25 protein-coding genes are annotated in these 26,853 nt (G+C 63.3%); 19 read left to right on the top strand and 6 right to left on the bottom strand.

What is annotated here, in order from left to right; translation table 11 throughout:
* Positions 1-14 precede the first annotated feature (14 nt).
* The 6 genes from Q7J58_RS23075 to ruvB all read left to right on the top strand — a co-directional run bounded on the left by Q7J58_RS23075 (position 15) and on the right by ruvB (position 7,224).
* Entirely contained in the window at positions 15-2,264 is a 2,250-nt protein-coding gene (locus Q7J58_RS23075) for an ATP-binding protein (RefSeq protein WP_304832496.1), read from the top strand.
* Positions 2,265-2,602: 338 nt separating this feature from the next.
* Positions 2,603-4,486 carry a hypothetical protein gene (locus Q7J58_RS23070; RefSeq protein WP_304832494.1) on the top strand — a complete coding sequence of 628 codons (1,884 nt, stop codon included), beginning with the start codon at positions 2,603-2,605 and terminating at the stop codon, positions 4,484-4,486.
* A 112-nt stretch (positions 4,487-4,598) separates the two neighbouring features.
* On the top strand, positions 4,599-5,258 hold the full coding sequence (locus Q7J58_RS23065) for a response regulator transcription factor (RefSeq protein WP_304832492.1): 660 nt from the start codon (positions 4,599-4,601) through the stop codon (positions 5,256-5,258).
* A 64-nt stretch (positions 5,259-5,322) separates the two neighbouring features.
* The gene (gene ruvA, locus Q7J58_RS23060; protein WP_304832490.1) at positions 5,323-5,910 is read left to right on the top strand and encodes a Holliday junction branch migration protein RuvA; all 588 of its coding nucleotides are present in this window, start codon (positions 5,323-5,325) and stop codon (positions 5,908-5,910) included.
* Positions 5,911-5,929: 19 nt separating this feature from the next.
* Positions 5,930-6,163 carry a hypothetical protein gene (locus Q7J58_RS23055; protein ID WP_304832488.1) on the top strand — a complete coding sequence of 78 codons (234 nt, stop codon included), beginning with the start codon at positions 5,930-5,932 and terminating at the stop codon, positions 6,161-6,163.
* Complete coding sequence (gene ruvB, locus Q7J58_RS23050; RefSeq protein WP_304832486.1) at positions 6,163-7,224, top strand: Holliday junction branch migration DNA helicase RuvB; 1,062 nt, start codon at positions 6,163-6,165, stop codon at positions 7,222-7,224. Before Q7J58_RS23055 ends, ruvB begins: the two co-directional genes overlap by 1 nt.
* A gap of 64 nt (positions 7,225-7,288) precedes the next feature.
* Here the strand turns inward: ruvB and Q7J58_RS23045 are convergent, their stop codons facing one another.
* Positions 7,289-7,945, bottom strand: a complete 657-nt coding sequence (locus Q7J58_RS23045) for a histidine phosphatase family protein (protein WP_304832484.1) — start codon at positions 7,943-7,945, stop codon at positions 7,289-7,291.
* A 127-nt stretch (positions 7,946-8,072) separates the two neighbouring features.
* Here Q7J58_RS23045 and Q7J58_RS23040 point away from each other — a divergent pair, with 127 nt between their 5' ends.
* Positions 8,073-10,445, top strand: a complete 2,373-nt coding sequence (locus Q7J58_RS23040) for a PAS domain-containing protein (protein ID WP_304832483.1) — start codon at positions 8,073-8,075, stop codon at positions 10,443-10,445.
* A gap of 51 nt (positions 10,446-10,496) precedes the next feature.
* On the opposite strand, the gene Q7J58_RS23035 is transcribed toward Q7J58_RS23040, so the two are convergent.
* The 5 genes from Q7J58_RS23035 to Q7J58_RS23015 form a co-directional block, all read right to left on the bottom strand.
* Complete coding sequence (locus Q7J58_RS23035) at positions 10,497-11,195, bottom strand: DUF4136 domain-containing protein (RefSeq protein ID WP_304832481.1); 699 nt, start codon at positions 11,193-11,195, stop codon at positions 10,497-10,499.
* 42 nt (positions 11,196-11,237) lie between these two features.
* Positions 11,238-12,167, bottom strand: coding sequence for a tRNA 2-thiocytidine(32) synthetase TtcA (ttcA, locus tag Q7J58_RS23030; protein WP_304832479.1), 930 nt, complete (start codon positions 12,165-12,167; stop codon positions 11,238-11,240).
* A 70-nt stretch (positions 12,168-12,237) separates the two neighbouring features.
* The gene (locus Q7J58_RS23025; protein WP_304832477.1) at positions 12,238-13,422 is read right to left on the bottom strand and encodes an ATP-binding protein; all 1,185 of its coding nucleotides are present in this window, start codon (positions 13,420-13,422) and stop codon (positions 12,238-12,240) included.
* A gap of 92 nt (positions 13,423-13,514) precedes the next feature.
* On the bottom strand, positions 13,515-13,898 hold the full coding sequence (locus Q7J58_RS23020) for a dihydroneopterin aldolase (protein WP_304832476.1): 384 nt from the start codon (positions 13,896-13,898) through the stop codon (positions 13,515-13,517).
* Positions 13,899-13,931: 33 nt separating this feature from the next.
* Positions 13,932-14,744 (bottom strand): SDR family oxidoreductase, encoded by an 813-nt coding sequence (locus Q7J58_RS23015; protein WP_304832474.1) that lies wholly within the window; start codon positions 14,742-14,744, stop codon positions 13,932-13,934.
* 32 nt (positions 14,745-14,776) lie between these two features.
* Here Q7J58_RS23015 and Q7J58_RS23010 point away from each other — a divergent pair, with 32 nt between their 5' ends.
* The 12 genes from Q7J58_RS23010 (at position 14,777) to Q7J58_RS22955 (ending at position 26,838) form a co-directional block, all read left to right on the top strand.
* Positions 14,777-15,901 carry an SAM-dependent methyltransferase gene (locus tag Q7J58_RS23010; RefSeq protein WP_304832472.1) on the top strand — a complete coding sequence of 375 codons (1,125 nt, stop codon included), beginning with the start codon at positions 14,777-14,779 and terminating at the stop codon, positions 15,899-15,901.
* 74 nt (positions 15,902-15,975) lie between these two features.
* The gene (locus Q7J58_RS23005; RefSeq protein ID WP_304832470.1) at positions 15,976-16,170 is read left to right on the top strand and encodes a DUF2905 domain-containing protein; all 195 of its coding nucleotides are present in this window, start codon (positions 15,976-15,978) and stop codon (positions 16,168-16,170) included.
* 93 nt (positions 16,171-16,263) lie between these two features.
* Positions 16,264-16,707: a thioredoxin TrxC gene (trxC, locus tag Q7J58_RS23000; protein ID WP_304832468.1), complete on the top strand. Its 444-nt coding sequence runs from the start codon at positions 16,264-16,266 to the stop codon at positions 16,705-16,707.
* A 168-nt stretch (positions 16,708-16,875) separates the two neighbouring features.
* Complete coding sequence (locus Q7J58_RS22995) at positions 16,876-17,931, top strand: LacI family DNA-binding transcriptional regulator (protein WP_304832466.1); 1,056 nt, start codon at positions 16,876-16,878, stop codon at positions 17,929-17,931.
* Positions 17,932-18,292: 361 nt separating this feature from the next.
* Positions 18,293-19,564 carry an extracellular solute-binding protein gene (locus Q7J58_RS22990; protein ID WP_304832465.1) on the top strand — a complete coding sequence of 424 codons (1,272 nt, stop codon included), beginning with the start codon at positions 18,293-18,295 and terminating at the stop codon, positions 19,562-19,564.
* Positions 19,565-19,617: 53 nt separating this feature from the next.
* Positions 19,618-20,547: a sugar ABC transporter permease gene (locus Q7J58_RS22985; protein ID WP_304832463.1), complete on the top strand. Its 930-nt coding sequence runs from the start codon at positions 19,618-19,620 to the stop codon at positions 20,545-20,547.
* Between the two features lie 9 nt (positions 20,548-20,556).
* Positions 20,557-21,381 carry a carbohydrate ABC transporter permease gene (locus Q7J58_RS22980; RefSeq protein WP_304832461.1) on the top strand — a complete coding sequence of 275 codons (825 nt, stop codon included), beginning with the start codon at positions 20,557-20,559 and terminating at the stop codon, positions 21,379-21,381.
* A 60-nt stretch (positions 21,382-21,441) separates the two neighbouring features.
* A complete protein-coding gene (locus Q7J58_RS22975) occupies positions 21,442-22,851 on the top strand; it encodes a GH1 family beta-glucosidase (protein ID WP_304832459.1) in 1,410 nt (469 codons plus the stop codon).
* A gap of 1 nt (position 22,852) precedes the next feature.
* The gene (gene ugpC, locus Q7J58_RS22970; RefSeq protein ID WP_304832457.1) at positions 22,853-23,908 is read left to right on the top strand and encodes a sn-glycerol-3-phosphate ABC transporter ATP-binding protein UgpC; all 1,056 of its coding nucleotides are present in this window, start codon (positions 22,853-22,855) and stop codon (positions 23,906-23,908) included.
* A gap of 14 nt (positions 23,909-23,922) precedes the next feature.
* Positions 23,923-24,834, top strand: coding sequence for a glycoside hydrolase family 16 protein (locus Q7J58_RS22965; protein ID WP_304832455.1), 912 nt, complete (start codon positions 23,923-23,925; stop codon positions 24,832-24,834).
* Between the two features lie 42 nt (positions 24,835-24,876).
* The gene (locus tag Q7J58_RS22960; protein ID WP_304832453.1) at positions 24,877-25,878 is read left to right on the top strand and encodes a glycosyl hydrolase family 17 protein; all 1,002 of its coding nucleotides are present in this window, start codon (positions 24,877-24,879) and stop codon (positions 25,876-25,878) included.
* Positions 25,879-25,890: 12 nt separating this feature from the next.
* Positions 25,891-26,838, top strand: a complete 948-nt coding sequence (locus Q7J58_RS22955; protein ID WP_304832451.1) for a glycosyl hydrolase family 17 protein — start codon at positions 25,891-25,893, stop codon at positions 26,836-26,838.
* Positions 26,839-26,853: the final 15 nt, after the last annotated feature.

Here is a 26,853-nt window from a genome sequence, read left to right as displayed (position 1 = left end):
ATTCCCGTTCGGACATGGCGTCCATTGTCGCAGGCAGTCCCGCTTCTGCTGGCAACCTGCGTGGGGTGCGGCTTCGCCTGTGTCTGGCGGTGCTGGTGCTGCTGCTGATCGGCGCGATGGGCCTGTGGCGCGCACTGTCCGAGCCGTCCACCGGCTACCGGTTTGGCGGATCTCCCCAGAACGGTGTGACGGCGGTACCCACGCGGCCCCACCTGCCACCGCTGTCGGGCGTATCGGCATTGCGGGTCACAACGGCGGAAGGGGCGGTGCACCGCCTGGCGTTGTCGGCGCTGCTGGTGGCCGAAACCGGGGGGCTGACGCTGTACTACCGCGACCAACGGATTTTCTACAACGAGCACGTCGCCCTGTGGACCTGGCTGGTGCAGGCGCACGCAGGCCGCGTCCATTTGTCTGTGGAACATGCGGGCGGCACCACCTCCTTGGTGGTGCAAGGCAAAACATGGGGGGAGCTGGGACCGCGTTTTTGGGTGCCTTGGTGCACGGCGTTGCTGGCGCTGTCGGTGGGGCTGGCGGTGTGGGTGTACCGCTCGGTGGACGGTGCGGCCAACTGGTACGCCTTGTCCAGCCTGGCCTACGGCTACTGGATGGTGGTGCTGGCGGGCACCAGTTCGCGCCTGCTCACGCAGGAAGCGGTGAGTTTTCAGTGGCTGCACTGGGGCACGCACGCCGCCGCCTATCTGTACCTCATGGGCTTGTGCCTGTTGCTGTGGCGCTTTCCGGTGCCGCTGGACGGCCGCTGGATAAACCGCCAGCGTTTGCTGACCGCCCTGGTGGTGTGGTGCACGGGTTTCATGCTGGTGGATGTGCTGGAGTGGGTGGATTCCATTTCCCTGGGCTTTCGGCTGCCCAACCTGGCACCTGCCGTGCTGTTGTTGGGCTTGTACACGGTCCAGTGGCGGCGCAGCCGGGACCAACCCATGCAGCGTGCGCAGATCAAATGGCTGGGGCTGCTGCTGGTGCTGACGCTGACCGTGCCTTTCGTGGCCTCGGTGTACGCCATCGTGGACGTTTACAGCCCCTTGCCCATCGCCTACGGCATGGTGGTGTTTTCGCTCGTTTTTTTGGGTTTTGTGCCGCTGGTCACCCGGTTGCGCCTGTTTGAGCTGGAGGCCTGGTGGCCGCGTGCCTGGCTGTGGTTTCTGGGCGGGTTGCTGGTCGTCGTGCTGGATGTGGTCTTGCTGCTGGCCCTGCCCTGGAATGGTCGGTACGCCTTGACGGTGGCACTCGCGCTGGCCGGTTGGGTCTACTTTCCTTTGCGCCAGTGGCTGTGGCGGCGCTTGTCTGAGTCGGCTTTGCCACAGTTGGCCGACGTGCTGCCCGATGTGGTGGCGCTGGCCACCGAAAGCGGTGCGCCTTCGCCGGTCATCTCACAGCGCTGGCAGCGCTTGTGGGACAAACAGTTTCAACCCCAGTCCATGAACGTGTTGGCGTGTGGCGATCGCGTGGAGGTGGAGGCGGAGGCGCAAGGTCGGTGGCTGAAGGTGCCCAGCGTGGGCGCTTTGCCGGCGCTGGCGCTGGGGCTGCCCATGCGGGGCACACGCTTGTTCAACCCGCAGGATGTGCAGCGCTGTCAGCAGATCGTGACGCTGATCCGCCACGGGCTGGAGGCCGGACAGGCTCAGGCCAGGGGTGCTCAGGCCGAGCGCCAGCGCATTGCCGCCGACCTGCACGACGACCTGGGGGCCAAGCTGATGACGCTGGTGCAGATGGGCGGCCACGGCGCCACGGCCCAATTGGCCCGCGAGGCCTTGCACGACATGCGCCAGAGCGTCAAAGGCATGGCGGGCCAGTCGGTGGCCGCCGAAGAGGTGCTGGCCGACTGGCGGGCCGAAGGGGTTTCGCGTCTGCACGCAGCAGGTCTGAAGGTCCAATGGGACGTGAATGACCCGCCACCCGGCTGCGTCTGGTCGGCGCGTGTGCAGTTGCAACTGTCGCGCCTGCTGCGCGAGGCTTTGAGCAACGTGATTCGGCACAGCGGTGCCCGCCTTTGTGTGGTTCGCATTCGGGCGCAGGCCGATCAGGTCACTTTGTCGGTGGAGGACGATGGCCGGGGGTGGCCCGTGCATCCGCCTGACGATGGTCTTGACGCTCGGAACCCGGGCACGGGTCTGGGCTTGTCGAACATGGAGCGCCGCGCCCGCAAGTTGGGTGGACGTCACCTGTTTGATGCTTCCCCGTTGGGTGGTGCCAGGGTGTGGGTGCAGGTGCCTCTGGGTGCCGCAGGCGGTGCATCGGCATCCTGAGAGGCGGAGAGTCTTTCGTTCATGCCCGCTCACCACCCCAAAACGCACCCGCTCTGCGTTGCAAATGCGCGCCATAGCCTGGCTATGGCTATGGCTATGGCTATGGCTATGGCTATGGCTATGGCTATGGCTATGGCTATGGCTATGGCTGTGCTTTGCACCTTGATCGGGCACGTTTTGAGGCGTTGCTCGGACACGTTCGAAAAACGCTCAGCCGCTGAGTTGTTGGGCGCCCGGGTCTCTACCCACGTGTTCACGGGGTGTGCAGTCGGTTCGGGTCTGGCTAAGGTGCTGTCTGTCCAAGCCTTCCGTTCCCCATTTTGCTGAGAGTACCCCACATGATCCGTATCCAAAGCACCGCCTTGTGCGCCAGTATTTTGATGGCCTTGACCGCCTGTGGCGGTGGTGATGACGCCGCCAACAACAGCGCCACGCCTTCCCCTACCCTGACGGGACTGGCCGCCACCGGGGCCGCCATTTCCAACGCTCCCGTCACCGCCCGCTGCGTGGCGGGTGATCCCTTGACCGGGAACACCGATGCCAACGGCGTGTTCACCCTCACGCTGTCGGCCACCCACACGGCCCCCTGCATGCTGGAGGTGGTGAACGGCGCATCCCGGCTCTACAGCTTTGCCACCGAGGCGGGGCGCGTCAACATCACGCCCGCCACCGACCTGGTGCTGGCCCACGCCCTCAAGGGCAGCCCTGCCGATGTTTTTGCGGGTTTCAACAAGACAACGTCTGACGGCCTTCTGAATGGGCTGGCAGCGGCCAAAACCTATGTGAAAAACCAGCTCAAGGCCGTCACCGGTGTTGATTACGCTGGCGACCCCATCGCTGACGTGCTGGTGGTGGGCGATGCCGACGACAAGGTGCTCGATGCCCTGGGCAGCGCCCTGGACAAAGCGGGAAAAACCTTCACCGATTTGCGCACGGGTGCCGGCGCGGGCACCGACCTTTCGACGATCCTTCCCAAAGACCCGGGTAACGGTGGTGGTGGCGGCACATTGCCCACCTGCAACACCAGCCTGTTTTCGGGTGGCGTGCGCAATGCCACGGCGCAGGAAATCGCCTCGTTTGGCACCGAATACACCGGCGAAGCCGGTATGTTCAACGACAACTTTGAATTCCAGAAAACCGGATCTGTATCGCTGGCCCTGAGCGCGGCTGGAGCCCTCACGGTCAATGCCCAGGCGCAAACCGTGTCGTCTGTTTGCATGGAAACCGGTGCTTCTCAATTGGTGGTGCATTTCGGTGCCCATGGCCATGTGGATTTGAAGGCCGCAGGCAAGTTCAACGGCGTGTTGGCCGATGGCACCACGGTGATCCGCAGCGCCAGTTCAAGCACCGAGCCCGTTGTAAAAGATTGGGGTACGGTCACGATAAAAAGCACGGCATTCTCTGCGGATCGCACCCTCAAACCCAACCGGTTGCCAGACTTCGATATCGAAACCACCAGTTTCGGATCTGGTCGGAAGCTCGCCATGCGCCAAGCCACGGATCCGCTGAACGGTGCTTCGTCTTTCGACAGTGTGAGCGTGCGCTACGTGGCGGCCACCGGGCAGGTGTTGTCGGCATCGGTCATTGTTGTTCCAGAGCCGACTGCGCCAGTGGGCAGCACCAACTACTACGCTGTTTGCGAGCTTCCTGCTTGCAATGGCATCACAGTCGATGCCTCGGCAGGCACCGTGACCTTTGCCGACACCGAACTCAAAGCCACGGTTCTGAGTGGCAACCCAGCCACTGCGCGCATCAGTGGCACTTTCAGCTTGCCAGACTGGCGTCCCCGTGCTGGAACGACCGTCACGGCCGCGCAATTGAGCGCGTGCAAGGTGAAAGCCAACGCCTACAACGCGGAGATGAGCGACATCGCTTGTTTGGCAGGTACATACGTTGGCACTGACATTGATGGGGCAGCTTGCACCGTCACCATTGATACGGCAGCAAATACTTTTCGTTTCAAGGACGGCGTCAAGGACAACACCTTTGCCTTGACGGTCAGCGGTGGGTATAACAACCTGAGCTCTTATTACAGCAGCCTCATTCAGTCAGCCAGCATGTCCAAACCGGGTGTGCCATTGGAAACGATCAGCCTGGATGTCGCGCCACTGGGCACGGGTCAATTGAAGGTGATCGCGAAAAACATTCACGGTGTGGGTGGTACGACCAACACGCTTTATTACCGTCAGTGCCGCTTGGACTTTGAAACCAACGGGTCCTGATTCAACCCCGCAGCCAACGGACTTGTTTTAACTGGACGGCAAGGATGGTGGCTGCTTGCACGGTGCACTCGGGCAATCGGTGGAGCGGCGCGTTCCGCTACCATCGCTGTCCATGCAGCACGCCCTCATTGTTGAAGATTTGCCTCACGTCCGGGAATGGCTGGGGTCCGTGCTCAAGGCGGCCTTTCCCCAAGTCCAAGTCAGTTTGGCCAGCCGCCGCGACACGGCTTTGCGTTGTGTGGCCGAGCACGCATTCGATCTGGCACTGATCGATCTGGATTTGCCCGATGGCTCGGGTGTGGATGTGGTGGGTGCACTGCACCACCACCAGCCCCGTGCCTTGCCGGTGGTGGTCACCATTTACGACGACGATGCCCACCTGTTTCCGGCTCTGCAAGCCGGGGCCTTCGGTTATTTGCTGAAAGACCAGCCGACCGAGGTGCTGGTGGCCCAGTTGCTGCGCCTGCTTGATGGCGAGCCACAACTCTCACCACCCATTGCCCGGCGGGTGCTGGCCCACTTTGCCAATGGAGCCCAACTGCGCACGACCTTGCCGCGCCCGGGGGACGATGCGGTTCACCTGACGGAGCGCGAGACCGAGGTGTTGCAGCGCGTGGCCAAGGGCTACACCTTGCTGGAAATTGCCCAACAATTCGGTCTGTCGCGCCACACCGTGGACCACTACATCAAGCAGGTCTACCGCAAACTCAATGTGTCGTCCCGCGCCGAGGCCACGCTGGAAGCGGCCCGCCGGGGGCTGGTGCATCCATGAGCGCTGGCGGGAAGGGGGCTGTTTGCATGGCAAACTGCTCATCCCCCCATGGACAAGGCCTGAAATGATTGGACGACTGCAAGGCCTGCTGGCCGAGAAAAACCCGCCCCAGGTGCTGGTGGACTGCCACGGCGTGGGCTACGAGGTGGATGTGCCCATGAGCACCTTCTACAACCTGCCCGAAACCGGCCAAGCGGTCACCCTGCTGACCCATTTCGTGGTGCGCGAAGACGCACAAATTTTGTACGGCTTTGGTACAGCGCAGGAGCGCCAAGCTTTCAGGCAACTGATCAAAATCACCGGTGTGGGGCCTCGCATGGCGCTGTCGGTGCTCAGCGGCATGAGCGTGGCCGACCTGGCACAGGCCATTACCCGCCAAGAAGTGGCCCGTCTGGTCAAGGTGCCCGGCATTGGCAAGAAGACGGCCGAGCGTTTGCTGCTGGAACTCAAAGGCAAATTCGGCCCCGATTTGGGCGACTTCGGGGGCGCGGGCTCTGGTTCGCCCCGCACCGATGCACAAGCCGATATTCAGCAGGCCCTGCTGGCGCTGGGCTACAACGACAAAGAAGCGGCTGCCGCGCTCAAGCTGCTGCCCGATGGGGTGGGTGTGAGCGAAGGCATCCGGCTGGCGCTCAAGAGTCTGAGCCGATGAGCCGTTTAAAGGAGGCGCCATGACGCGGTCGAGAAAGATATGGACGTTGTGTTTCCCATGGCTGCTGCTGGGACTTGGCGCTTGCGCCTCGTTGCCCCCCCGTGTGCAGGACTTGGCTTGGCGCGATGCCTGGGGCGATCGTGGCCCGCAGGTGCTGGCGCGTGATTACGCGGGGTGTGCCGATGCTGTCGAGAGTCGGCGTTCGCAGTTGAGCGTGTGCATGGCCCACCGCGGCTGGTTGCTGGATATCTGATGAGCATACAAACCGACGACTTCGCCCCCGCACCCCGCATGGTGTCGGCAGCACCCGCCTCACCCAAAGAAGAGGCCATTGAGCGCGCGCTGCGCCCCAAGCTGCTCGACGAATACATCGGCCAACACAAGGTGCGCGAGCAGCTGGAGATTTTTATGGGCGCGGCCAAGATGCGCCGCGAGGCGCTGGACCATGTGCTGCTGTTTGGCCCGCCCGGGCTGGGCAAGACCACGCTCTCCCACATCATTGCGCAGGAACTGGGTGTGAACCTGCGCCAGACCAGCGGGCCGGTGCTGGAAAAACCCAAGGACCTGGCGGCGCTGCTGACCAACCTGGAGCCCAACGATGTGCTCTTTATTGACGAAATTCACCGCCTGAGCCCGGTGGTGGAAGAGATCCTGTACCCCGCGCTGGAGGACTACCAGATCGACATCATGATTGGCGAAGGCCCAGCGGCGCGCAGCATCAAGCTCGATTTGCAACCCTTCACCCTGGTGGGCGCCACCACGCGCGCCGGCATGCTCACCAACCCGCTGCGCGACCGCTTTGGCATTGTGGCCCGGCTGGAGTTTTACACCGCCGAAGAGCTGGCGCTCATCGTCAAGCGCAGTGCGGGGCTGTTGAACGCGCCCATGGACGAGGCCGGTGGCATGGAGGTGGCGCGGCGCTCGCGCGGCACACCGCGCATTGCCAACCGGTTGTTGCGCCGGGTGCGCGACTACGCCGACGTGAAAGGCAACGGCACCATCACGCTGGACATGGCCAACCGCGCGCTGGCCATGCTCGACGTGGACCCGCAAGGTTTCGACCTGATGGACCGCAAACTGCTCGAAGCCGTGATCCACCGCTTTGACGGCGGGCCGGTGGGGCTGGACAACATCGCGGCCAGTATCGGGGAAGAGCGCGACACGATTGAAGACGTGATCGAGCCTTACCTGATTCAGCAAGGCTACCTGCAGCGCACGCCGCGCGGACGGATCGCGACCCAGGCGGCTTACCGGCACCTGGGGCTGCTGCCACCGGGCCCGGGGGGCGCGCGGCTGTTCGAAAACCTTCCCTGAACCACAAAACCGTGCTGATCACCTTTCTTTCGTCTTCGGTGTCCCAAGTCCGACAGGCTCCTGCTCAAGTCGTTTTTTCGTCCAGCAGCGCCCCTGCGTGATCATGGGGTGCTTCCAGGTGCGCCACATCGCCCCAGCCCACCAGGGTGAGGCTCTCGGGGGTCCACAGCAGGCGGTTGATGGCTGCGTTTTTCAGCAGCCAGCTGCGTGGGGCTTGCAGTTCCAGCCCGGTGGCGGCGCGGTAGAGGATGTCGAGCACGCCACCGTGGGCCACCAGGGCGATCTGTTCGCCGATGTGGCGGCTGGCCAGTGCCTGCAGGGTGTGCAAGATGCGCTGTTGCAGCACCTGGAGCGATTCACCCTCTGGCGGTGACCACTCGGGCACGCGGGAGCGCCACAGCTTGGCTTCTTCGGGGTGTTGGGTTTCAATTTCTGCCCAGGTTTTGCCTTCGAGCGCGCCAAAGTGGCGTTCGCGCAGGCCGCTGTGTGCCTGCACGCTCAGGCCTTGCACCCGGGCTATGGCGGCCCCGGTGTTGAAGGCCCGTTGCAGGTCGCTGGCGTACACCGCTGTCAGGCGTTCGTCGGCCAGGGCTGTCGCCAGCCGAGCCGCCTGCCAGCGGCCCGTGTCGTTGAGGTCAATGTCGGTGTGGCCCTGGATGCGGGTGTCGTGGTTCCAGGCGGTTTCACCGTGGCGCACGGCCAGGATGCGGGTAACGTGCAAGTGGGGTCCTTTTCAGTATGGGCGGTCAGCAGGGTGCACTGTACCGGGTTGCCTCCGGTCTGCAAAACCGCACGGAATACGAGCCGGTGTGCGCGGGCCATCGGGTGCTTTGGGACACAATTGCCGCATGTCGCTGCCCGCCGCCGTGCCGCTCGGGGAATTTGCCACCCTGTTCAACTTCCTGCCCATCGGGGCCTACCGGAGTTCGCCCGATGGCCAGATGATCCGTTCCAACCAGGCGCTGGTGGAACTCAACGGCTATGCCACCGAGGCCGAACACCTGGCCGCGGTCAAGGACATTGCCCGCGAGTGGTACGTGGACCCCCTGCGGCGCGGCGCATTCAAGCAGCAGCTGGAGCGCGAAGGTTTCGTGCGGGGCTTTGTGTCCGAGATCTGGCGCCACAAGACCCGCGAGCGCATCTGGATCAGCGAAAACGCGCACGTTGTGCGGAACGCTCAAGGGGAGGTGCTCTATTACGAAGGCACGGTCGAAGATGTCACCGAGCGCATCCGGAACCAGGAGGCCCTGCGCCGCAGCGAAGAACAGCTGCGCCAGATCACCGCGCAGGTGCCGGGCATGGTGTTTGTCGTTCATGTGGCGCCCGACGGACGCCGGGAGTACCGCTTCGTGAGCTCCGGCGTGCGCGACATCTATGACTTCGATCCCGAAGATCTGATGCGCGACCCCATGCTCATCGCGCGCTACCGCCATCCGGACGACCAGGCCGTGCTGGAGCAGGACATGCAGCAGATCAGGCAGGGGCCGGTCGATCTGGGCGGGGAATTCCGCGTCGTCATGCCCGACGGCCAGATCCGGTGGGTCTACCGCCGCTCCTGCACCGTGTCGAGCGATGCGTCGGGTTTCCTGCGGGTGGGGGTGCTGCTCGACATCACCGGGCGCAAACAGGCCGAAGCCGCCCTGCACGAAAGCGAGGCGCTCTGGAGGCTGGCGATGGACAGCACGGGCGATGGCGTCTGGGACTGGAACCTCGCGACCGGGGAGGAGTTTTTCTCAGGCCGCATCCTGGCCATGTTTGGCTTTGACGAAGGCGAGTTGGCCAACCTGGCCGAAGCACTTGACAGCAGGACACATCCCGACGACGTGGCGCAGATGCTGACCGACCGGCAGGCTCACTTTGACGGTCACACGCCGGTCTACCGCAACGAACACCGGGTGCAATGCAAAGACGGATCCTGGAAATGGGTGCTCTCGCGCGGCATGGTGATTGCCCGCGACAGCGCCGGGCAACCGCTGCGCATGGTGGGGACCCACACCGACATCACCGAGCTGAAACAGGCCGAAGCCCAGCAGCGTGCGCTGGAAACCCAGCTGCGCGAGTCTCAAAAAATGGAGGCCATTGGTACCTTGGCGGGCGGTGTGGCGCACGATTTCAACAACCTGCTGGCCGCTATTTTGGGCAACCTGGCGCTGGCCCGTGAAGACGTGGGCGAACACCACCCGGCCCAGGAAAGCCTCACCGAGATCGGCCGTGCGGCCATTCGGGCCCGCCAGTTGGTGCAGCAGATACTGACCTTCAGCCGCCGCCAGAAGCAGGAAATGCAGCGCCAGCCGCTCACGCCCTTGGTGGAAGAGGCGCTGGGCCTCATGCGCTCGCTGCTGCCAGCGGGCATTCAGCTGGTGACCCGTTTGCCTGCGGCCACCCTGCCGGTGGTGGCCGATGCCACGCAAATACAGCAGGTGCTGATGAACTTGTGCACCAACGCCTGGCAGGCCATGGATGGGCGCTCTGGCCACATCACCGTGGCGCTGCGTGAGGTGCGTCTGGATGCCGCGCAGGCTTTGCAATTGGGTGAACTGCCCAGTGGCACCTACGCCTGTTTGAGTGTGGCCGACAACGGACCGGGCATGGACCCAGAGATTCAGCACCGTATTTTTGAGCCTTTTTTCACCACCAAGGCGCCGGGCGCAGGCACCGGCCTGGGCTTGGCGGTGGTGCACGGTATTGTCAAAACACACCGCGGCGCGATCGACCTGCAAAGCCGCCCTGGCGAGGGCGCGCGCTTTGACGTGTATTTGCCGCTGGCCAGCGCCGGGCACGTGCCGGAGGTGGTGGCTGCACCGGTGACCGCGCCGCACCAGACCTGTGAGGCCCCGGGCAAACACATCGTCTACATCGACGATTACGAGGCCATGGTGTTTCTGGTCGGGCGCCTGTTGCGCAAGCGGGGGTACCGCGTCAGCGCGTTTGGATCGGGCGAAGAGGCCATGGACTGGCTGCAGGCTCACCCACAGGCCGCGGTGGACTTGGTCGTGACCGACCAGAACATGCCAGGCATGTCGGGTCTGGATGTGGCCCGTGCGCTGGCGCAGGAGCGCCCTGGCTTGCGCGTGGCTCTGGTGTCGGGGCATGTCAGCGACACGCTGAAGGCCGCTGCCGCTGCGGTGGGCGTGATCGAAGTGATGGGTAAGCAGGACAGTGTGGACGCACTGGGTCATGCGATTCGCGAACTGCTGGAGCGCACGGCCCCGGCCTGTTGAGTCGGCGCGTCCGTGTCACCGCCGCTGGCTCGAACCAGATGCCGATCCGCTTCAGCGGGCCACTTCAATGTTGACCTGCCGCACGCCATCGGGCGGTGTCGGGAAGTCGCGCAGCGCGGCATCGAGCATGGCGCCCCACAGCCCGGGCATGCTGTTCCAGCGGCCTTCGTGGGCCGCACGCGATTCGTACACCACCCGCGCGCTGGCTGCGTGGCGCACCACCAGCGACACCTCGCGTTTGTAGTAAGGCATGTCCATGCGCATCAACAGCGGTGAACCGATGATGTGCCCGCTGGCGGTGATGGCGAGCCCGTGTCTTGGAAAGCCAAACCCGCCCCAGTGCTCGTCCCATGGGTCGTCCCAGGGTGCGCGCGGCAACCGCAAGGTGCCGGCGCTCACCTGCACCGTCCATTGGGCCGCTGTGGGCGTGTCGTGCGGCGTCCAGCCTACCTTGGCCAGCGCCACACGGGCGAGATTTTCCAGCGCGTCTTGCCCGGCAGCACCCGGCCCGGCACCTTGCGAGGGCAGTCGTTCAAAGCGGTAGGTTTGTGGTGCCTGGGGCACGCCCGCCGGCGTTGTGGCAGGGGCTGCGGTGTCGGTCCAGCGCGCGAAGCTTTGTACCTGGTTGTCCACCAGGTACACACTGGCGCATCCGCTCAGAAGGCTCACGGTCAGCGCGGCCAGCGCCGTTTTCAGGGGGTACAGCCGGTGGGCGGTGCGCTGTGGTCGGTGCGGTGGGTGTTTCGTCATGGGGCCTCTGGCGGGTGGTTGGCGCATGCCCCGGCAGAAGCGTCAGTGCGCCGTGGCGATGGGTATGACGGCTTTGGCCCTGGAGTCGTTCCCGGCTTCGGTGAGCAAGGCCTTGGTGTCAAATTTTGGAGCGGGCAAGGGCTCCTCGTCAAACGCCTTGTCGCCGTCTTCGCTGGCCACGCCGGTGGCCTGGAGGGTGGTGAAGGGGTGCAGTTTGGTGTCCAGCAAATGGCTGGGCACCACGTTTTGCAGGGCCGAAAACATGTTTTCAATGCGGCCCGGAAACTGCTTTTCCCAATCTTTGAGCATGTTGCCCACCTGCTTGCGCTGCAGGTTTTCCTGGCTGCCACACAGCGTGCAGGGAATGATGGGAAATTCGCGCAGCTCGGCCCAGCGGCTCAGGTCTTTTTCGGCCACGTAGGCCATGGGGCGGATCACCACGTGCTGGCCGTCGTCGCTCACCAGCTTGGGCGGCATGGACTTCAGCTTGGCGCCAAAAAACATGTTGAGCAGCAGGGTTTGCAAGATGTCGTCGCGGTGGTGGCCCAGTGCGATCTTGGTGGCGCCCAGCTCACTCGCCACGCGGTACAAAATGCCCCGGCGCAGACGGCTGCACAGGCTGCACAGCGTCTTGCCCTCGGGTATGACGCGCTTGACGATGGAATACGTGTCCTGGTTCTCAATGTGGAACTTCACCCCGAGTTTCGTCAGGTAGGCGGGCAGGATGTGCTCAGGAAAGCCGGGTTGCTTCTGGTCCAGATTGACCACGATCAGCTCAAAGGTGATGGGTGCTCGGGCCTGCAGCTTTTGCAGGATGTCGAGCATGCCGTAGCTGTCTTTGCCGCCCGAGAGGCAGACCATCACACGGTCGCCTTCTTCAATCATGTTGTAGTCCACGATGGCGCGGCCCACTTCGCGGCACAGGCGTTTTTCCAGCTTGTGGTTTTCGTGCGCAATTTTTTCGGGATTCATGTCAACAACTCTCAGTACAAAACAGAAACGCTGGCGTGAAGGGCATTCGAACCGGGAACGCCGCGGGGGGTCATCTCCAATCCCCGGGGATGATGCGCTTCATGAACGCGTCGAACATGGGCACGGTGAAGGCCGTGTCGCCGTGGTTGGGGCTCCAGACCATGCCCTTGCCGATCAGCGCGCTGCGCGTGGGGGCCAGCGAAGACACCTTTTCGTTCAGGCAGTCGGCGATGTCGCCCGACCGGTGCGGGCCTTCGCCGAGTTCCGCCATGGCCCGCAGGTACTTTTTTTCCTTCGGCGTGCAGCGGTCAAAACGCACCCGGAAAAAGCCCTCGTCCAGCCCGGCGATGGCCGTGACGCTGGCCTTGCGCACGGCGTCGATGTCGATCGGGCTGGCGTCGGCCGCCAGCCAGGTGTGGCTGCCCCAGGCCTGCAGGAAATAGGCGTAGCCCTGGGTGACGCGCAGGATCTCGGCCAGCGCTTCGGGCGTGATCGCGACGCCTTCGTCCAGCAGCGGTTTTTCGATGGCCTGTGCCGCGTCTTCCGGCGCCAGGGCGCCGATGAACGGGAAGTCGAACAGGCGCTCGGCGTAGGACTTGGAGTTGCCCATGAGCCCGCGCAGCTGGGGCAGGCCGGCGCCGACCAGCACCACCGGCAACCGGCGCTGCTCGGTGCGGTGCATGGCGGTGATGAGGGCGGCGAGTTGCGCTTCGGGCACGTACTGCAGCTCGTCGATGAACAGGGCCAGCGCCGTGCCAGCGGCTTTGGCGGCCAGACCGGCCTGCTCCAGCAGCGCCTGCAGGTCGTGTTCGAGGTCGCCGTTGTCGGCCAGGCCGGGCTCCGGTTCGTAGTCGATGCCGACTTCGATGTCGTTGTAGGTCACTTTCAGGCGCCTGGCGAAACCGGCCAGCGCCCGCAGGCCGCGGATGGCGAAGGCTTTGGCTGCGTCGAGCTGGCTCAGGCGCAGCAAGGCCTGGCGCAGTTGCGGAGCCAGCAGCGCCGGCAGCGAGCGGCCTTCGGGGGCTTCCAGCCGCACGGTGTGGATGCCCGTGGCCTCGGCGTCGTCGCGCATGCGGTCGAGCAGCACGGTTTTGCCCACCCCACGCAGGCCCACCAGCATCGCGCTTTTGGCCGGGCGCCCGATGCGGGCGCGCTCCAGGGCGATGTGCACGGATTCGATCAGCGCGCCCCGGCCGGCCAGCTCCGGCGGTGGCGTGCCTGCGCCCGGGGCGAAGGGATTTCGGATCGGGTTCATGGGTGAATGATACTGAAGTTTGTCAAATTATAAAAAATCAGTAACTTTTCAAACTTCACTTGATTTGAAAGGATGGTGTGTTGTCCACCCGTTCACCACTGTCCGCTTTCCATGCGGATCGCCACTTCGCAGTCATCGAAAATTTCCAGTTTGGCGATTTTTACCCGCACGCCAATGACACCCGGCATTTGCATCAGCCGGCGGGTCAGCTTGCCGATCAGGCTCTCCAGGAGGTTCACATGTTCGGCGGTGCATTCGTCGATGATGATCTGGCGCACCTTGCGGTAGTCCAGCACATGGCCGATGTCGTCGTCGTGCGGCAGCAGTGGCTGCGTGCCCTGGTTCAGCTCGGCGTCCACCTGGATCGGCTGCGGGCTGGTTTTTTCATGTTCCAGAATGCCCAGGTTGGCGTCGAAACGCAAACCGGTGAGTGCGAGGATCTGGGTGCCGGCCTGCGGCGCGTAAGGTGTGTTCATGGCAGACGTGAAGGGGTTGGGCCGGGAGGCCGGTTACATCAGCGAGAAGTCGCGTTCAAAGCGCATCAGGTGCTGGCCACCGTCCACCAGCAAGGTGGTGCCGGTGATGGATCGGTTGTCCAGCGCAAACGCCACCGTGGCCGCCACGTCCTGGGGGGTGGACGAGCGGCCCAGCGGCGACTGGCGGTGCAGTGCCTGGAACTTCTCGTCGCTGAGCATGTGGCTGGTGAGGGTGAGGCCCGGGGCCACGCCCACCACCCGCACGCGCGGCGCCAGCGCCATGGCCAGCATGGTGTTGGCGGCCTCCAGTGCCGCCTTGGACAGCGTGTAGCTGAAAAAGTCGGGGTTCATGTTCCAGAGCTTCTGGTCCAGCAGGTTGACCACGGCGGCGTCGCCCGGGCCACCGCCATCGCGGGCCACGCAATGGGTGTGCAGCGCCTGCGCCAGCAGCACGGCGGCACCGGTGTTGGCCCGCAGGTGCGTTTCCATGGCGGCAAAGCCAAAGCTCTCGGCGCTGTCGTGCTCAAAGGTGGACGCGCTGTTGACCACCGCATCCACCGAACCAAAATGGGCCACCGCGGCGGGCAGCAGGGCGCGCACGCTGGCCTCGTTGGCCAGGTCCGCGTAGAACGGGTGGGCACTGCCGTCGCGCCCGGTCAGGGCATCGCAGTCGGCAGCGGTTTGCTGCGCGTCGCCCACCGACTGGCGGTGGTGCACGGCCACGTTCCAGCCCGCGCTGGCCAGCTTGAGGGCAATTTCGCGGCCCAGGCGTTTGCCTGCGCCGGTCACCAGCACGGTGCGGTGCGCGGGCGCTGCGGCTGTGGCAGAGGGGGAGACCAGGGACATTGGGCGACAATCTGGGGGTGAAAACCCCCTTGATGACAGAACCGTCTAGTTTAACGAGCGACCTGCTGCAGCGGGTGCATGAGGCCATGGCGCAGGCGGGTGGCTGGTTGCCGTTTGACCGCTTCATGGCCCTGGCGCTGTACGAACCCGGCCTGGGCTATTACGCCAACCAGACACCCAAATTTGGCCACATGCCGGCGGGCGAGGGCGGGCAGGGCAGCGACTTTGTCACCGCACCCGAGCTCACGCCGCTGTTTGGCCACACCCTGGCGGCCCAGGTGGCGCAGGCTTTGAGCGCCACCGGCACCGACGAGCTGTGGGAGTTTGGCGCCGGCTCCGGCGCGTTGGCGTTGCAGCTGCTGGATGCCTTGGCGGCTTGTGGCCAGACGCCCCGGCGCTACACCATTGTCGACCTGTCGGGCAGCTTGAGAGAGCGCCAGCGCGCCACCTTGGCGGCCCATGCCGGCGTGGTGCAGTGGGCCGACGCCCTGCCCGAGCGTTTTGACGGCGTGGTGCTGGGCAACGAGGTGCTGGACGCCATGCCCGTGCAGCTGCTGGCGCGGGTGGGCGGCGCCTGGTTTGAGCGCGGCGTGGCGCGGGACGCTGCTGGCGAACTGGCCTGGGCCGACCAGCCCACGGCGCTGCGCCCACCGTTAGAGGTGGAGGGTGCGCACGACTACCTGACCGAAATACACCCCCAGGCCGAGGCCTTCGTCAACACCCTGGCCGATCGCCTGCAGCGCGGCGCGGTTTTCTTGCTTGACTACGGTTTCCCCGAGGCCGAGTACTACCACCCGCAGCGCCACATGGGCACGCTGATCTGCCACCGAGGCCACCGCACCGACCACCAGCCGCTGACCGACCTGGGCCTCAAAGACATCACCGCCCACGTGAACTTCACTGCGGTGGCACTGGCCGCGCAGGATGCGGGCATGCAGGTGCTGGGCTACACCAGCCAGGCCCGGTTTTTGTTCAACTGCGGGTTGCTCGACCTGGCGCAAAGCGCCAGCGTGCGCGACAACGCGATGATGCAGAAACTGGTGAACGAGCACGAAATGGGCGAGCTGTTCAAGGTGCTGGCGCTGGCGCCCGCCGCCAGCGCCATCGGCTGGGAGCCATTGGGCTTTGCCCACGGCGACCGCACGCACCGGCTGTGAGGCCCCGGTTCTGTCGAGCCCGCGTTGTGCTTTCTTGTGCTTTCCTCTGACACCTGCTTTTTCACAGGCCGCCCATGATTCGCTGGATGATCGTCATCTTTCTGGCCCTGCTGCTCATCAGCTGGTTCACGCCATTTCTGCACAAGCTGGGGCTGGGGAAACTCCCGGGCGATGTTCGCTTTCGGTTCCTGGGGCGAGACTGGTTTTTGCCGTTTACCACCACCTTGTTGTTGAGCTGGGGCGCCAGCCTGATCGCGCAGTTCGTTTGAGGTCCCGCACGGAGGTGGGTATACCCACCGGGGTGTCTTGATTTTTCAGTGCCAGTCGCCAACTGAAAACATCTACAAAACCACGGAGCCACCATGTCCACCGAATCCCTGCACATCGTTTGTCCCCATTGCCACACCACCAACCGGGTGGCGAACGCCAGCCTGGGCCAGGCGCCCGATTGCGGCAAATGCCACCGGCCGCTGTTCACCGGCCACCCGGTGGCGCTGAACGAGGCCGCGTTTGACAAACACATCGCCCGCTCGCAGGTGCCGGTGTTGGTCGACTTCTGGGCACCCTGGTGCGGCCCGTGCCGCATGATGGCGCCCGCGTTTGAGCAGGCCGCCCAGCAGCTGGAGCCGCAGATGCGGCTGGCCAAGGTGGACACCGAGGCCGAGCAAAACCTGGGCGCGCGCCTGAACATTCGCAGCATTCCCACGCTGGCGTTGTTTGTGGGCGGGCGCGAGGTGGCGCGCCAGGCTGGCGCCATGGGCGCGGCCGACATCGTGCGCTGGGCGCGTTCGCAGCGGCCCGGCTGAGGCTTGGGCGCGGTCAGTGGGTGCTGCCGGTTGGGCGTGTGGGTTGGTGGGCGGTTGTTCTGAAATCGCAATCATTGTTTGTTTCTGTGGCGTTTCCCCGCGCCTTGGTGCCTTTTCTTGGGCTTACACTGCCATCCCAAGAGACGGGGATTCAACATGCGGAGTGCCATGAAAAACAAAGCCAATGTCGCCGGCGTTTCGAAGCCGGCACAGAGCAAAGGCCAGGGGCCGATGACCATTGAACGGGTGGCCAAAGAGGCCGGCGTGTCGCCCAGCACGGTGTCGCGCATTCTCAATGGCACGGCGGTGGTGAGCGAGGCCAAGAAAAAGTCGGTTGAAGATGCGGTGGCCAAGCTCGGGTTTGTGCCGAACCCCATGGCCAGGGGCTTGGCCGGTGGCCGGACCTTCAGCGTTGGGGTGATCACCCAGTCGATGGACAGTCCTTTTTACGGACCGGCTTTGCGTGGCATTGAAGACGCATTGGACCCCGCGGGATACAGCCCCTTGTTTGTCAGCGGCAACTGGCAAGCACAGGCCGAAGCCCGTTGTATCGATATTTTGTTGTCGCGCCGGGTGGACGGCATCATTGTCTTGACGGGCCGTCTGACCGATGCTGCGCTCAAAGCCTGTGCCAAGAAAGTGCCGGTCGTGGTGACCGGTCGAAATCTCAAGGCGCCCGATCTCTTTTCCCTGAATTTTGACAACTTGGAAGGCGCTCGCCTGGCCACGCGGCACCTGATCGACCAGGGCCACACCAGGATCGCATTCATTTCAGGGGATCCCCAGCATCCAGACGCCATACAGCGACTCGCTGGCTACAAGCTGGCGCTGGAACAAGCCGGTATTGTGTTCAATCCCGAGCTGGTGGTTCAAGGGGAATACAACGAAGACAGCGGCCTGCAGGCCGTGTTGCGGTTGATCGCGAGCAAGCAGCCTTTCACCGCTATTTTTGCCGCCAACGACCAGATGGCCGTGGGCGCTGCCCATGGCTTGCTTCGCCAGGGCTTGCACGTGCCCGCAGACGTTTCGTTGGTCGGTTTTGACGATCTGCCCAATTCGCTGTATGCGTTTCCACCGCTCACCACGGTGCACCAACCCGCTTATGAAATGGGCCAACTGGCCGCTGAAGCCATGTTGAAGTTGTTGGCTGGCACCAAGCCGCAGTTGCAGGTGCCCGCGCCGCGCTTGATCACGCGCGAGTCGTGCCGCCGCTTGAACGGTTGAGCGTTTTCGGGCGTTCCCGGGCGTTCCCGGGCAGCGCCTCACAACGTGCCCGATCAAGGCGCAAAGCACCGCCATAGCTCGGACCAGCAAAGCGCCTTTGCAACGCAGAGCGGGTGCGTTTGGGGGCGGTCAGCGGGCATGAACGAAAGAAAGACGCTCTGCCCCTCAGTAGGCTCCAGCCGGGTGTCCGCCGCAGGACCTCGATAGGCCTGCCATCCCCGGGATTTCCCTTGGTTGTTTGTGCATTGCCGCATCCTATAATAATTTGAAAGCGCTTTCATATTGACCGATGAATGCATTCATCCGTTCGTATCAATCGCATGGTGGCCATGTTGGACAGCCCAAAAAACTGGAGATAAAGATGAAGCGTTTCAAACCTTTGCGTGCGGTGCTTTCTTCGGTGATTTTGGTCGGTTTCGCCGCTTTGACCGCATCTGGGGCTTGGGCACAGCAGGTGCTGACCGTGGCTGCATTTCCGGCGGTCGACGACATTGTTCGGGCTGCCATTCCGGCCTGGAAGAAAAAGTATCCCAACGTCGACATCAAAGTGGTCAGCCGCCAGTTCAGCGACCACCACACCGCCATGACCACCGCGCTTTCAACATCGTCTTATCTGCCCGATGTGATGGCGCTGGAGGTGGGGTACGTGGGGCGCTTCGCTCAAGGCAATGGGCTGGAGAATCTGTCGGCAGCGCCCTACAACATCCAGACCAGCCAGTCGCGCTATGTGGCTTACGCCTACGACCAGGCCACCAATGTCCGTGGTGAGGTGGTGGCCGCACCCTCCGACATCGGTCCGGGCACCTTGCTGTACCGCAGCGATATTCTGGAAAAAGCGGGCGTGAAGCCAGAAGACTTGACCCGCTCATGGGACAGCTATGTGAGCAGCGGTGTGAAGATCAAGACTGTGACAGGTTCTTATTTGCTCGCCCACGCGCGCGACATCAAAGACATCCTTATTCGCACCGGTATCCAGCCGGGTGAGGGTTTGTACTTTGACAAGGGCAACCGCGTGCTGGTGACCTCGCCCCGGTTTGAGCGGGCGTTCAAATTGGCACAGCAGGTGCGTGCACAAAAGCTGGATGCCAAAGTGACGGCTTGGTCCAACGAGTGGTCTGAAGGGTTCAAGCGCGGCGCGCTGACCACCCAGTTGACGGGCGCCTGGCTCGCCGGTCATCTGAACAACTGGCTGGCGCCCGATACCAAAGGCAAATGGCGGGCCAGCGATTTGCCTGAAGGGGCCTCTGCAGCGTTTGGGGGTGCTTTTCTGGCCATTCCCAAAGGTGCTGCAGCCGCCAACAAACCGATGGCTTGGGAATTGATCAAGCTGCTGACGCAGACCCGAGCGTTGCAATTGGCCGCGTTCAAGTCGCAAGACGCCTTTCCTGCGCTGGTGGAAACCCATTCGGACGCGTTCTTTGAGCAGCCCATCGAGTTTTTGGGCGGCCAGAAAGCCCGCCTGTTATGGCGCACGGCGGCCAGCCGCATCAGCGCCGTGGCGGTGCACAAGCAAGACGCTTTTGCCGAAGAGGTGATCAACACCGAACTGGACAAGGTGCTGGACCAAGGCAAAGACATCAAGACCGCGCTGGCCGATGCGCACCGCCTGCTGGAAAGGCGCGCAACCCGCTGAGGCACTGGACGCTGACGTTCACCCACATGACCTGCCATGGTTGGAGTACGAAATTGCCACGCTTGCCAAGACTGTCGCCTCAGATGGCGCCCTATGTGTTCATCAGTCCGTTTCTGGTGCTGTTTGTCATCTTCGGGCTCTTTCCCCTGCTGTTCTCGCTCTACCTGGCCTTTCAGGTGTGGGAGCCCACGAACGGGTTGCAGAGCATGGAGTTTGTCGGATTCGACAACTTTGTATTCGCCTTTGAAGACGAGTGGTTCTGGAAGTCGCTGAAGAACACCGGCTGGCTCGCACTGGCCTCCGGTGTGCCGCAGCACCTGGTGGCCATACCGCTGGCGTATTTCATCCACACCTCGTTCAAAGGTCTGCGCAACGGGGTGGTGGGCGCCTACTTTTTGCCCTACATCACCTCCACGGTGGCCATTGCCATCATGTTCAGCTCGCTGCTGTCCACCGACTACGGACTGATCAACGTGGGCTTGCAGGCCATGGGGCAAATTCCCGGTTTGGGCTGGATGGTGCCGGCTGAGAACATCGACTGGATGGGGCAGCCCGACAACATCAAGCCCGCCGTGGCCATGATCGTCTTCTGGCGCTATGTGGGCTTCAACGTGGTGCTGTACCTGGCGGCCTTGCAAACCATACCGAAAGACCTGTACGAGGCTGCCACCATGGACGGTGCCGGGCGCTTTCAGCAGTTCTGGTTCATCACCCTGCCGAGCCTGCGTCCCATGATGTATTTTGGTGTCACGCTCAGCGTGATTGGTGGCCTGCAGCTGTTTGAAGAGCCTTTCATCTTGACGGGTGGGCGCGGCGGCTCCGACCAGGCCGGCATGACCAGTGCCATGTACCTCTACGGCATGGCCTTTGACTTCAACGATTTTGGCGCTGCCAGCGCCATGTCGTGGATGCTGTTCGTGGTGGTGGTGGTGCTCACCTGGCTGACCAACCGCGCCTTCCGCCCCCGTGGCAACGCAGCCTAAAGGCAGCCCATGAAAACCGATCGTCTGGCCCCCTGGGCGGCTTACTGTGTGGTGGGCGTGGGTGCGCTCATCATGTTGGCGCCTTTCTATTTCATGTTTGTGTTTGCCACGCATTCGCGCACCGAAATCTTCAGCCTGCCGCCGCCCATGTTTTTTGGCGACGACTTTTTCAACAACCTGAAGATTCTGACCGAGCGCATCCCGTTCTGGCGCAACCTGGGCTGGAGTCTGTACGTGGCGCTGGCCTCGACCGCGTTGACCCTGTTGTTCTGCTCCATGGCGGGCTACGCCTTTGCGATGTTCCACTTTCCATGGAAGAACGCGCTGTTTGCGCTCGTCATGGCCACCATGCTGCTGCCCTCGTTCATGAACATGATTCCCACCTTCATGATCATGGACTTGCTGGGCTGGATCGACCAGCCGCGTGCGCTGTATTTGCCGGGTGCTGCCAGCGCCTTTGGCATCTTCCTGATGCGCCAGTTTGTCAGCACCTCCATACCGCGCGACCTGATTGAAGCAGCGCGCATGGACGGTTGCAGCGAATGGGGCATTTACGCCCGCATCGTGGTGCCACTGCTCAAACCGGCCATGGGCACGCTGGGGCTGATCACCTTCATCGCGTCCTGGAACAACTTCATTGGTCCCCTGATCGTGATGCGTTCGCCCGAGATGTACACCCTGCCGCTGGCGTTGCGAAGCCTGCAAAGCCCGGTGAACACCGAGTGGGGTGCGCTCATGACGGGTTCGGCCATCGCGACCATCCCGCTCATCATCCTGTTCATGATTTCCTCCCGCCAGCTCATCTCAGGGCTGACCGCGGGCGCCGTCAAGTAAGCCACGCTTGAACCGCATGGCGCTGCAGCAACCATCTATCCGAACTTTCCTGCGTGACACATGAAACCTGTTGATCCCCTCAAGACCCTCAAGAAATTCCCGGACGGATTCGTCTGGGGTGTTGCCACCAGTGCTTTCCAGATTGAGGGTGCAGCCACCGCAGATGGCAAAGGGCCGTCGATCTGGGACACGTTTTGCCGCGTGCCCGGAGCCATCGCCGACGCTTCCAACGGCGATATGGCCTGCGACCACTACCGCCTCTGGGAACGCGATCTGGACCTGATTGCCGACCTGGGTGTGGACGCTTACCGCTTTTCGGTGTCTTGGCCACGGGTGCGCCCGGAGGGTACTGGCGCATGGAACGAATCGGGGTTGGATTTTTACGAGCAGCTGGTCGATGGGTTGCTGGAGCGGGGTATCAAGCCCTACCTCACGCTCAACCACTGGGATCTGCCCGACGCCCTGCAGCAGCACGGTGGCTGGGCCCACCGCGACACGGTGCACCGTTTTGTGGAGTACGCCCGGGGCATGTCCAAGCGGCTGGGCGACCGGGTCACGTCCATCACCACCCACAACGAACCCTGGGTCATGGCGACGCTGGGGCATGAGTCGGGCATTTTTGCCCCGGGTATCAAAGACCGTGCCACGGCCATGCAAGTGACCCACCATCTGTTGCTCAGCCATGGGCTGGCGCTGCAGGCGCTGCGGGCCGATGGGGTGCGCAGCAAGCTGGGCATTGTGCTCAACCTCTCGCCCATGCACCCCGCCAGTGCTGCGCCCGAAGACATCGAGAAAACGAAACTCGAAGACGGTCGCTTGCTGCGTTGGTATATGGATCCTTTGTTCAACGGAACGTATCCTGACGATGTGTTGGCTTATCTGGGTGAGGATGCCCCCCTCATTTCTGCGGGTGACATGAAAGCGATTTCAGTTCCCATGGATTTCTTGGGCATTAACTACTACTCACGCGCTGTGATCAGCGCAGCAGGCCACTGGGACGTCAAGAAAAGCGGTCTTGCCTTGACCGATATGGGTTGGGAGATTTACCCCGAAGGACTGACCGAGTTGCTGGTGCGCATGGACCGCGACTACAACGTGCCACCGCTGTACGTCACCGAAAATGGCGGCGCATTCAAAGACCGTTTTGAAGACGGGCGCGTGCACGACGCCCAGCGCACCGACTACATCGCCCGCCACATCGCTGCCGTGGCCGAAGCGATGAACCAGGGTGTGCAGATGGCCGGCTATATGGTGTGGAGCCTGATGGACAACTTTGAATGGGCCTCGGGCTACGAGAAGCGGTTCGGTATTGTTCATGTGGACTACGAGACCCAGGCGCGCACGCTCAAAGACAGTGCCCTCTGGTACCGCGACTTTCTGCGCCAGCAAAAAGCCGCTCGGGCACACACCAGCGCTTCAGCCCTCAGCGGCCCCGTCACAGAATCCGCCACCGTGTTGACGGGCGTCTGAAATGGGACAAGTGACGCTGCGCGGTCTGCGCAAAAGTTATGACGTGATCGAAGTCATCCGGGGCATTGATCTGGAGGTGCGCGATGGGGAGTTCATGGTGTTCGTGGGACCCTCGGGTTGCGGCAAGTCCACCACGCTGCGCATGATCGCAGGTCTGGAGACCATCACCGGTGGCGACCTGTTGATCGATGGCGTGCGCGCCAACGATCTGCGACCCGCCGACCGGGGTGCGGCCATGGTGTTCCAGAGCTACGCGCTGTACCCCCACATGACGGTGGCCGAGAACATGGGTTTTTCGCTCAAGATGGCGGGCGTGGGCCGGGCCCAGCGCGACGAGCAGGTGGCCCGCACCGCCGACATCTTGCGCATCACCGAACTGCTGGGGCGTTTTCCCAAAGACCTGTCGGGTGGCCAGCGCCAGCGCGTGGCCATTGGCCGCGCCATTGTGCGCAAGCCCAAGGTGTTTTTGTTTGACGAGCCGCTGTCCAATCTGGACGCCGCGCTGCGGGTGAACATGCGCATTGAGCTGTCGCGCCTGCACAAAGAGCTGGGCAGCACCATGATTTATGTGACCCACGACCAGGTGGAAGCCATGACCATGGGCGACCGCATTGCGGTGTTCAACAAGGGCGTTGTGGAGCAGCTGGGTGCGCCCATGGATTTGTACAACCACCCGGCCAATGAATTCGTGGCAACCTTTTTGGGTGCTCCCCGCATCAACCTGGTGGACCGCCCTGCCGATACCGCGACCCAGGATCACCGGTCCCTCTGGGCGAGCCTCATGCCCGGTGCCATCGCCAGTGTCATGCGTGTGGGCATCCGGCCGGAGCACTTGCACGTGGTGCCTGCTGGCCAAGGCATACCGGCCACGGTGGCGCTGGCCGAACACCTGGGTGATTCTTCCGTTCTGCATTTGCGGGTCGACGGTGTGAGCGAGCTGTTGCACGCCAAAGTGGGTGCCGACAACAGCCAGCACGCAGCCGGTCATGCGGTGGGTCTGGCACCCGATGCGAGCGGGGCGCTGGCTTTCGACGCGGCAGGGCGTTCCGTTCACTGACAGAGGGTTTAGAGATGACTTCGCACACACAAGATGTCTGGACGCTGGTCTGGAGCGACGAATTCGAGGGCAACCAGATCGATCGGAGCAAGTGGGACTTCGATTTGGGCAACGGATTTTTTGACTACCGCAGCCACACCTGGGTGCCTGGCTGGGGCAACGAAGAGCTGCAGTACTACACCGACTCACCCACCAACGTGACGGTCAAGGACAGCCTGTTGACCATCCGCGCGGTGCGGGAGGCTGCCCACGGGTGTGGCTACACCTCGGCCCGGCTGATGACGCGCCGGCGCGATGGCACCCCCTTGTTCACCAAACAATACGGACGCATCGAGTTCCGCGCCAAGGTGCCTTGGGGCAAGGGTTTGTGGCCCGCGTTGTGGATGCTGCCGCAAGACGATGTTTACGGTGGCTGGGCCGCGTCGGGTGAGATCGACCTGATGGAAATTGTCGGCGACAAGCCCCATGAGGTGCTCAACAGCATCCACTTTGGGTCTTCGGGCAGCGAAGGCCGTTCGCTGATCACGCACGTGCATCCCCTGCCCAATGGCGGCACCGTGGCCGACTGGCACACCTACGCGGTGGAGTGGGAGCCGGGCGAAATCCGTTTCTATGTCGATGAGGTGCACACCCGCACCTACGACCACTGGTGGAGTTGCAGCGTCACCCAGGACGGCACCGGGGTGGTGGCGCGCCGCGCCAAGGACTTGAACCCGTGGCCCGCCCCTTTCGACCAGCCTTTTTACCTGGTGATGAACGTCGCCGTGGGCGGCAACTTCCCTGGCGTTCCCAGCCCTGAGACCCGTTTCCCGGCCGAGCTGGTGGTGGACTATGTGCGTGTGTACGACAAGGTCGGTGGATACGCCGAGACACAACCGATCGGCAAGGGCCGGTTTCCCTGGCAGTCCGAGAGGAAGACGCGCTGACGCCCCGTTTTATCCGCCGCCCCGCATTTTGAAAGCCAAGCCATGTCCAAACCCCATCCCGACTTCGCCACGACCGCTGCTGCGGGCATTCACCAAGGCGATTCCAGCGAAATGGCGCCTTCACGCTCGGGCTTTGACCCGGGCTTTGACCCGGGCTTGGTCACCCGCACCGCAGCATGGACGGGCAGTGCCCCCACGGTATGGACCACCGAGGCGCGCGACGCACTGAGTGTGGACTTTCGCGCCACATTGCAGCGCGGTGTTCACGGTCTGTGTTTCAGCCCCTATCTCGAAGGCCAGCAGCCTGGCTCTCAGGTGAGCGAGGCACAGATCCGCGAGCGCCTGCAGATCCTGCAGCCGCATGCCGGCTGGGTGCGGACTTTTTCCTGTACGGACGGCCACGAGCAGACCCCGCGACTGGCACACGAACTCGGACTGAAAACGCTGGTGGGCGCCTGGCTGGGCACCGACGCCGAGATCAACGAGCGCGAACTGCGGGGCGTGATCGAGGTGGCTCGCGCCGGTCATGCCGACATCGTGGCGGTGGGCAACGAGGTGCTGCTGCGCGAGGACATGAGCGAGGACGACCTGCTGGCCTGCATCCAGCGCGTCAAGGACGCACTGCCCGGCGTGCCGGTGGGTTATGTCGATGCTTATTACCTGTTCGAGAAACACCCACGCATCACCGCCGCTTGCGATGTCGTGATGACCAACTGCTACCCCTTCTGGGAAGGTTGCCCGCGCGAGCAGGCGCTGGCCTACATGCAGACCATGGTGCAGCGCACGCGCGCCGCAGCACCCGGCAAGCGCGTGCTGATCAGCGAAACCGGTTGGCCCGACCAGGGCAGCCCGTTTCATGGCTCGGTGCCTTCGCGGGAAGGGGCGATGCAGTACTTTGTGGATTGCTGCCGCTGGGCCGAGGAGGACAACATCGAGATCTTCTACTTTGCCGCCTTTGATGAAGCCTGGAAGGTCGGCGCCGAAGGCGATGTCGGTGCCTACTGGGGCCTGTGGGACAAAGACGGCTCACTCAAATTCGGATAAGCAGACAACCCCATGACCCCGTTGAAACTGCCCTCGGGCAACGCCATTTGCTACAGCGGCTACCGCGACGGCCAAAACCCTGGCGAGCAAACCTACCCATCGCTGGACGAGATCCGCGAAGACCTTGGCATTCTGCGCAAGCATTGGCAGCTGCTGCGCCTGTACGACTGCAGCCCGCACGCCGATCGCGTGTTGCAGGTCATTGCCGAAGACCGGTTGCCCTTTCAGGTGATGCTGGGCGCCTACCTGGGCGCTGAGATGAACAATTTCGGCTGCCCGTGGGGTGCCACCTACTCCGAAGAACAGCTTGAGGCCAGCCGGGCCGCCAACGACGCCGAGATTGGACGCCTGATCGCGCTGGCCAACCGCTACCCGGACACCGTGTTCTCGGTCGCCGTGGGCAACGAGGCCACAGTCGACTGGACCGACCACTTCGTGCCCGTGCCGAAAATGATCGCGTATGTGCGCCGCGTCAAGGCGGCCGTGCGCCAGCCCGTCACCTTCTGCGAGAACTACGTGCCCTGGCAACACAAGCTGCGCGACCTGGTGGCCGAGCTCGACTTCATCTCGCTGCACACCTACCCGGTGTGGGAATACAAGCACATCCACGAAGCGCTGGACTACACCAAAGACAACGTGCACAGCGTGGCGCACCTGTACCCCGACAAACCGGTGGTCATCACCGAAGCCGGCTGGTGCACCAACAGCAACGGCCGCGGCATGCACGCCGAACACGCGGTGCAGGAATTGCAGGCCATTTACTACCAGGACCTGATGGACTGGATACGCGCCGAAGGCCTGCTGTGTTTCGTTTTTGAGGCCTTCGACGAAACCTGGAAGGGCTCGCCCGACCCGTTGGAGCCCGAGAAACACTGGGGCCTGTTCACCGTCGATCGCAAGCCCAAGCTGGTGATGCAGGCGCTGTATCCCGAGCTGATGCCACCGCCCCTCCCAGGCTGACGGCAGCCGATCTCG

The sequence above is a fragment of the Hydrogenophaga sp. genome, from assembly GCF_030656115.1.
Lineage (GTDB): Bacteria > Pseudomonadota > Gammaproteobacteria > Burkholderiales > Burkholderiaceae_C > Hydrogenophaga.
Note: the sequence above shows the minus strand (reverse complement) of the source record. Positions and strands in the feature narration are given on the sequence as shown.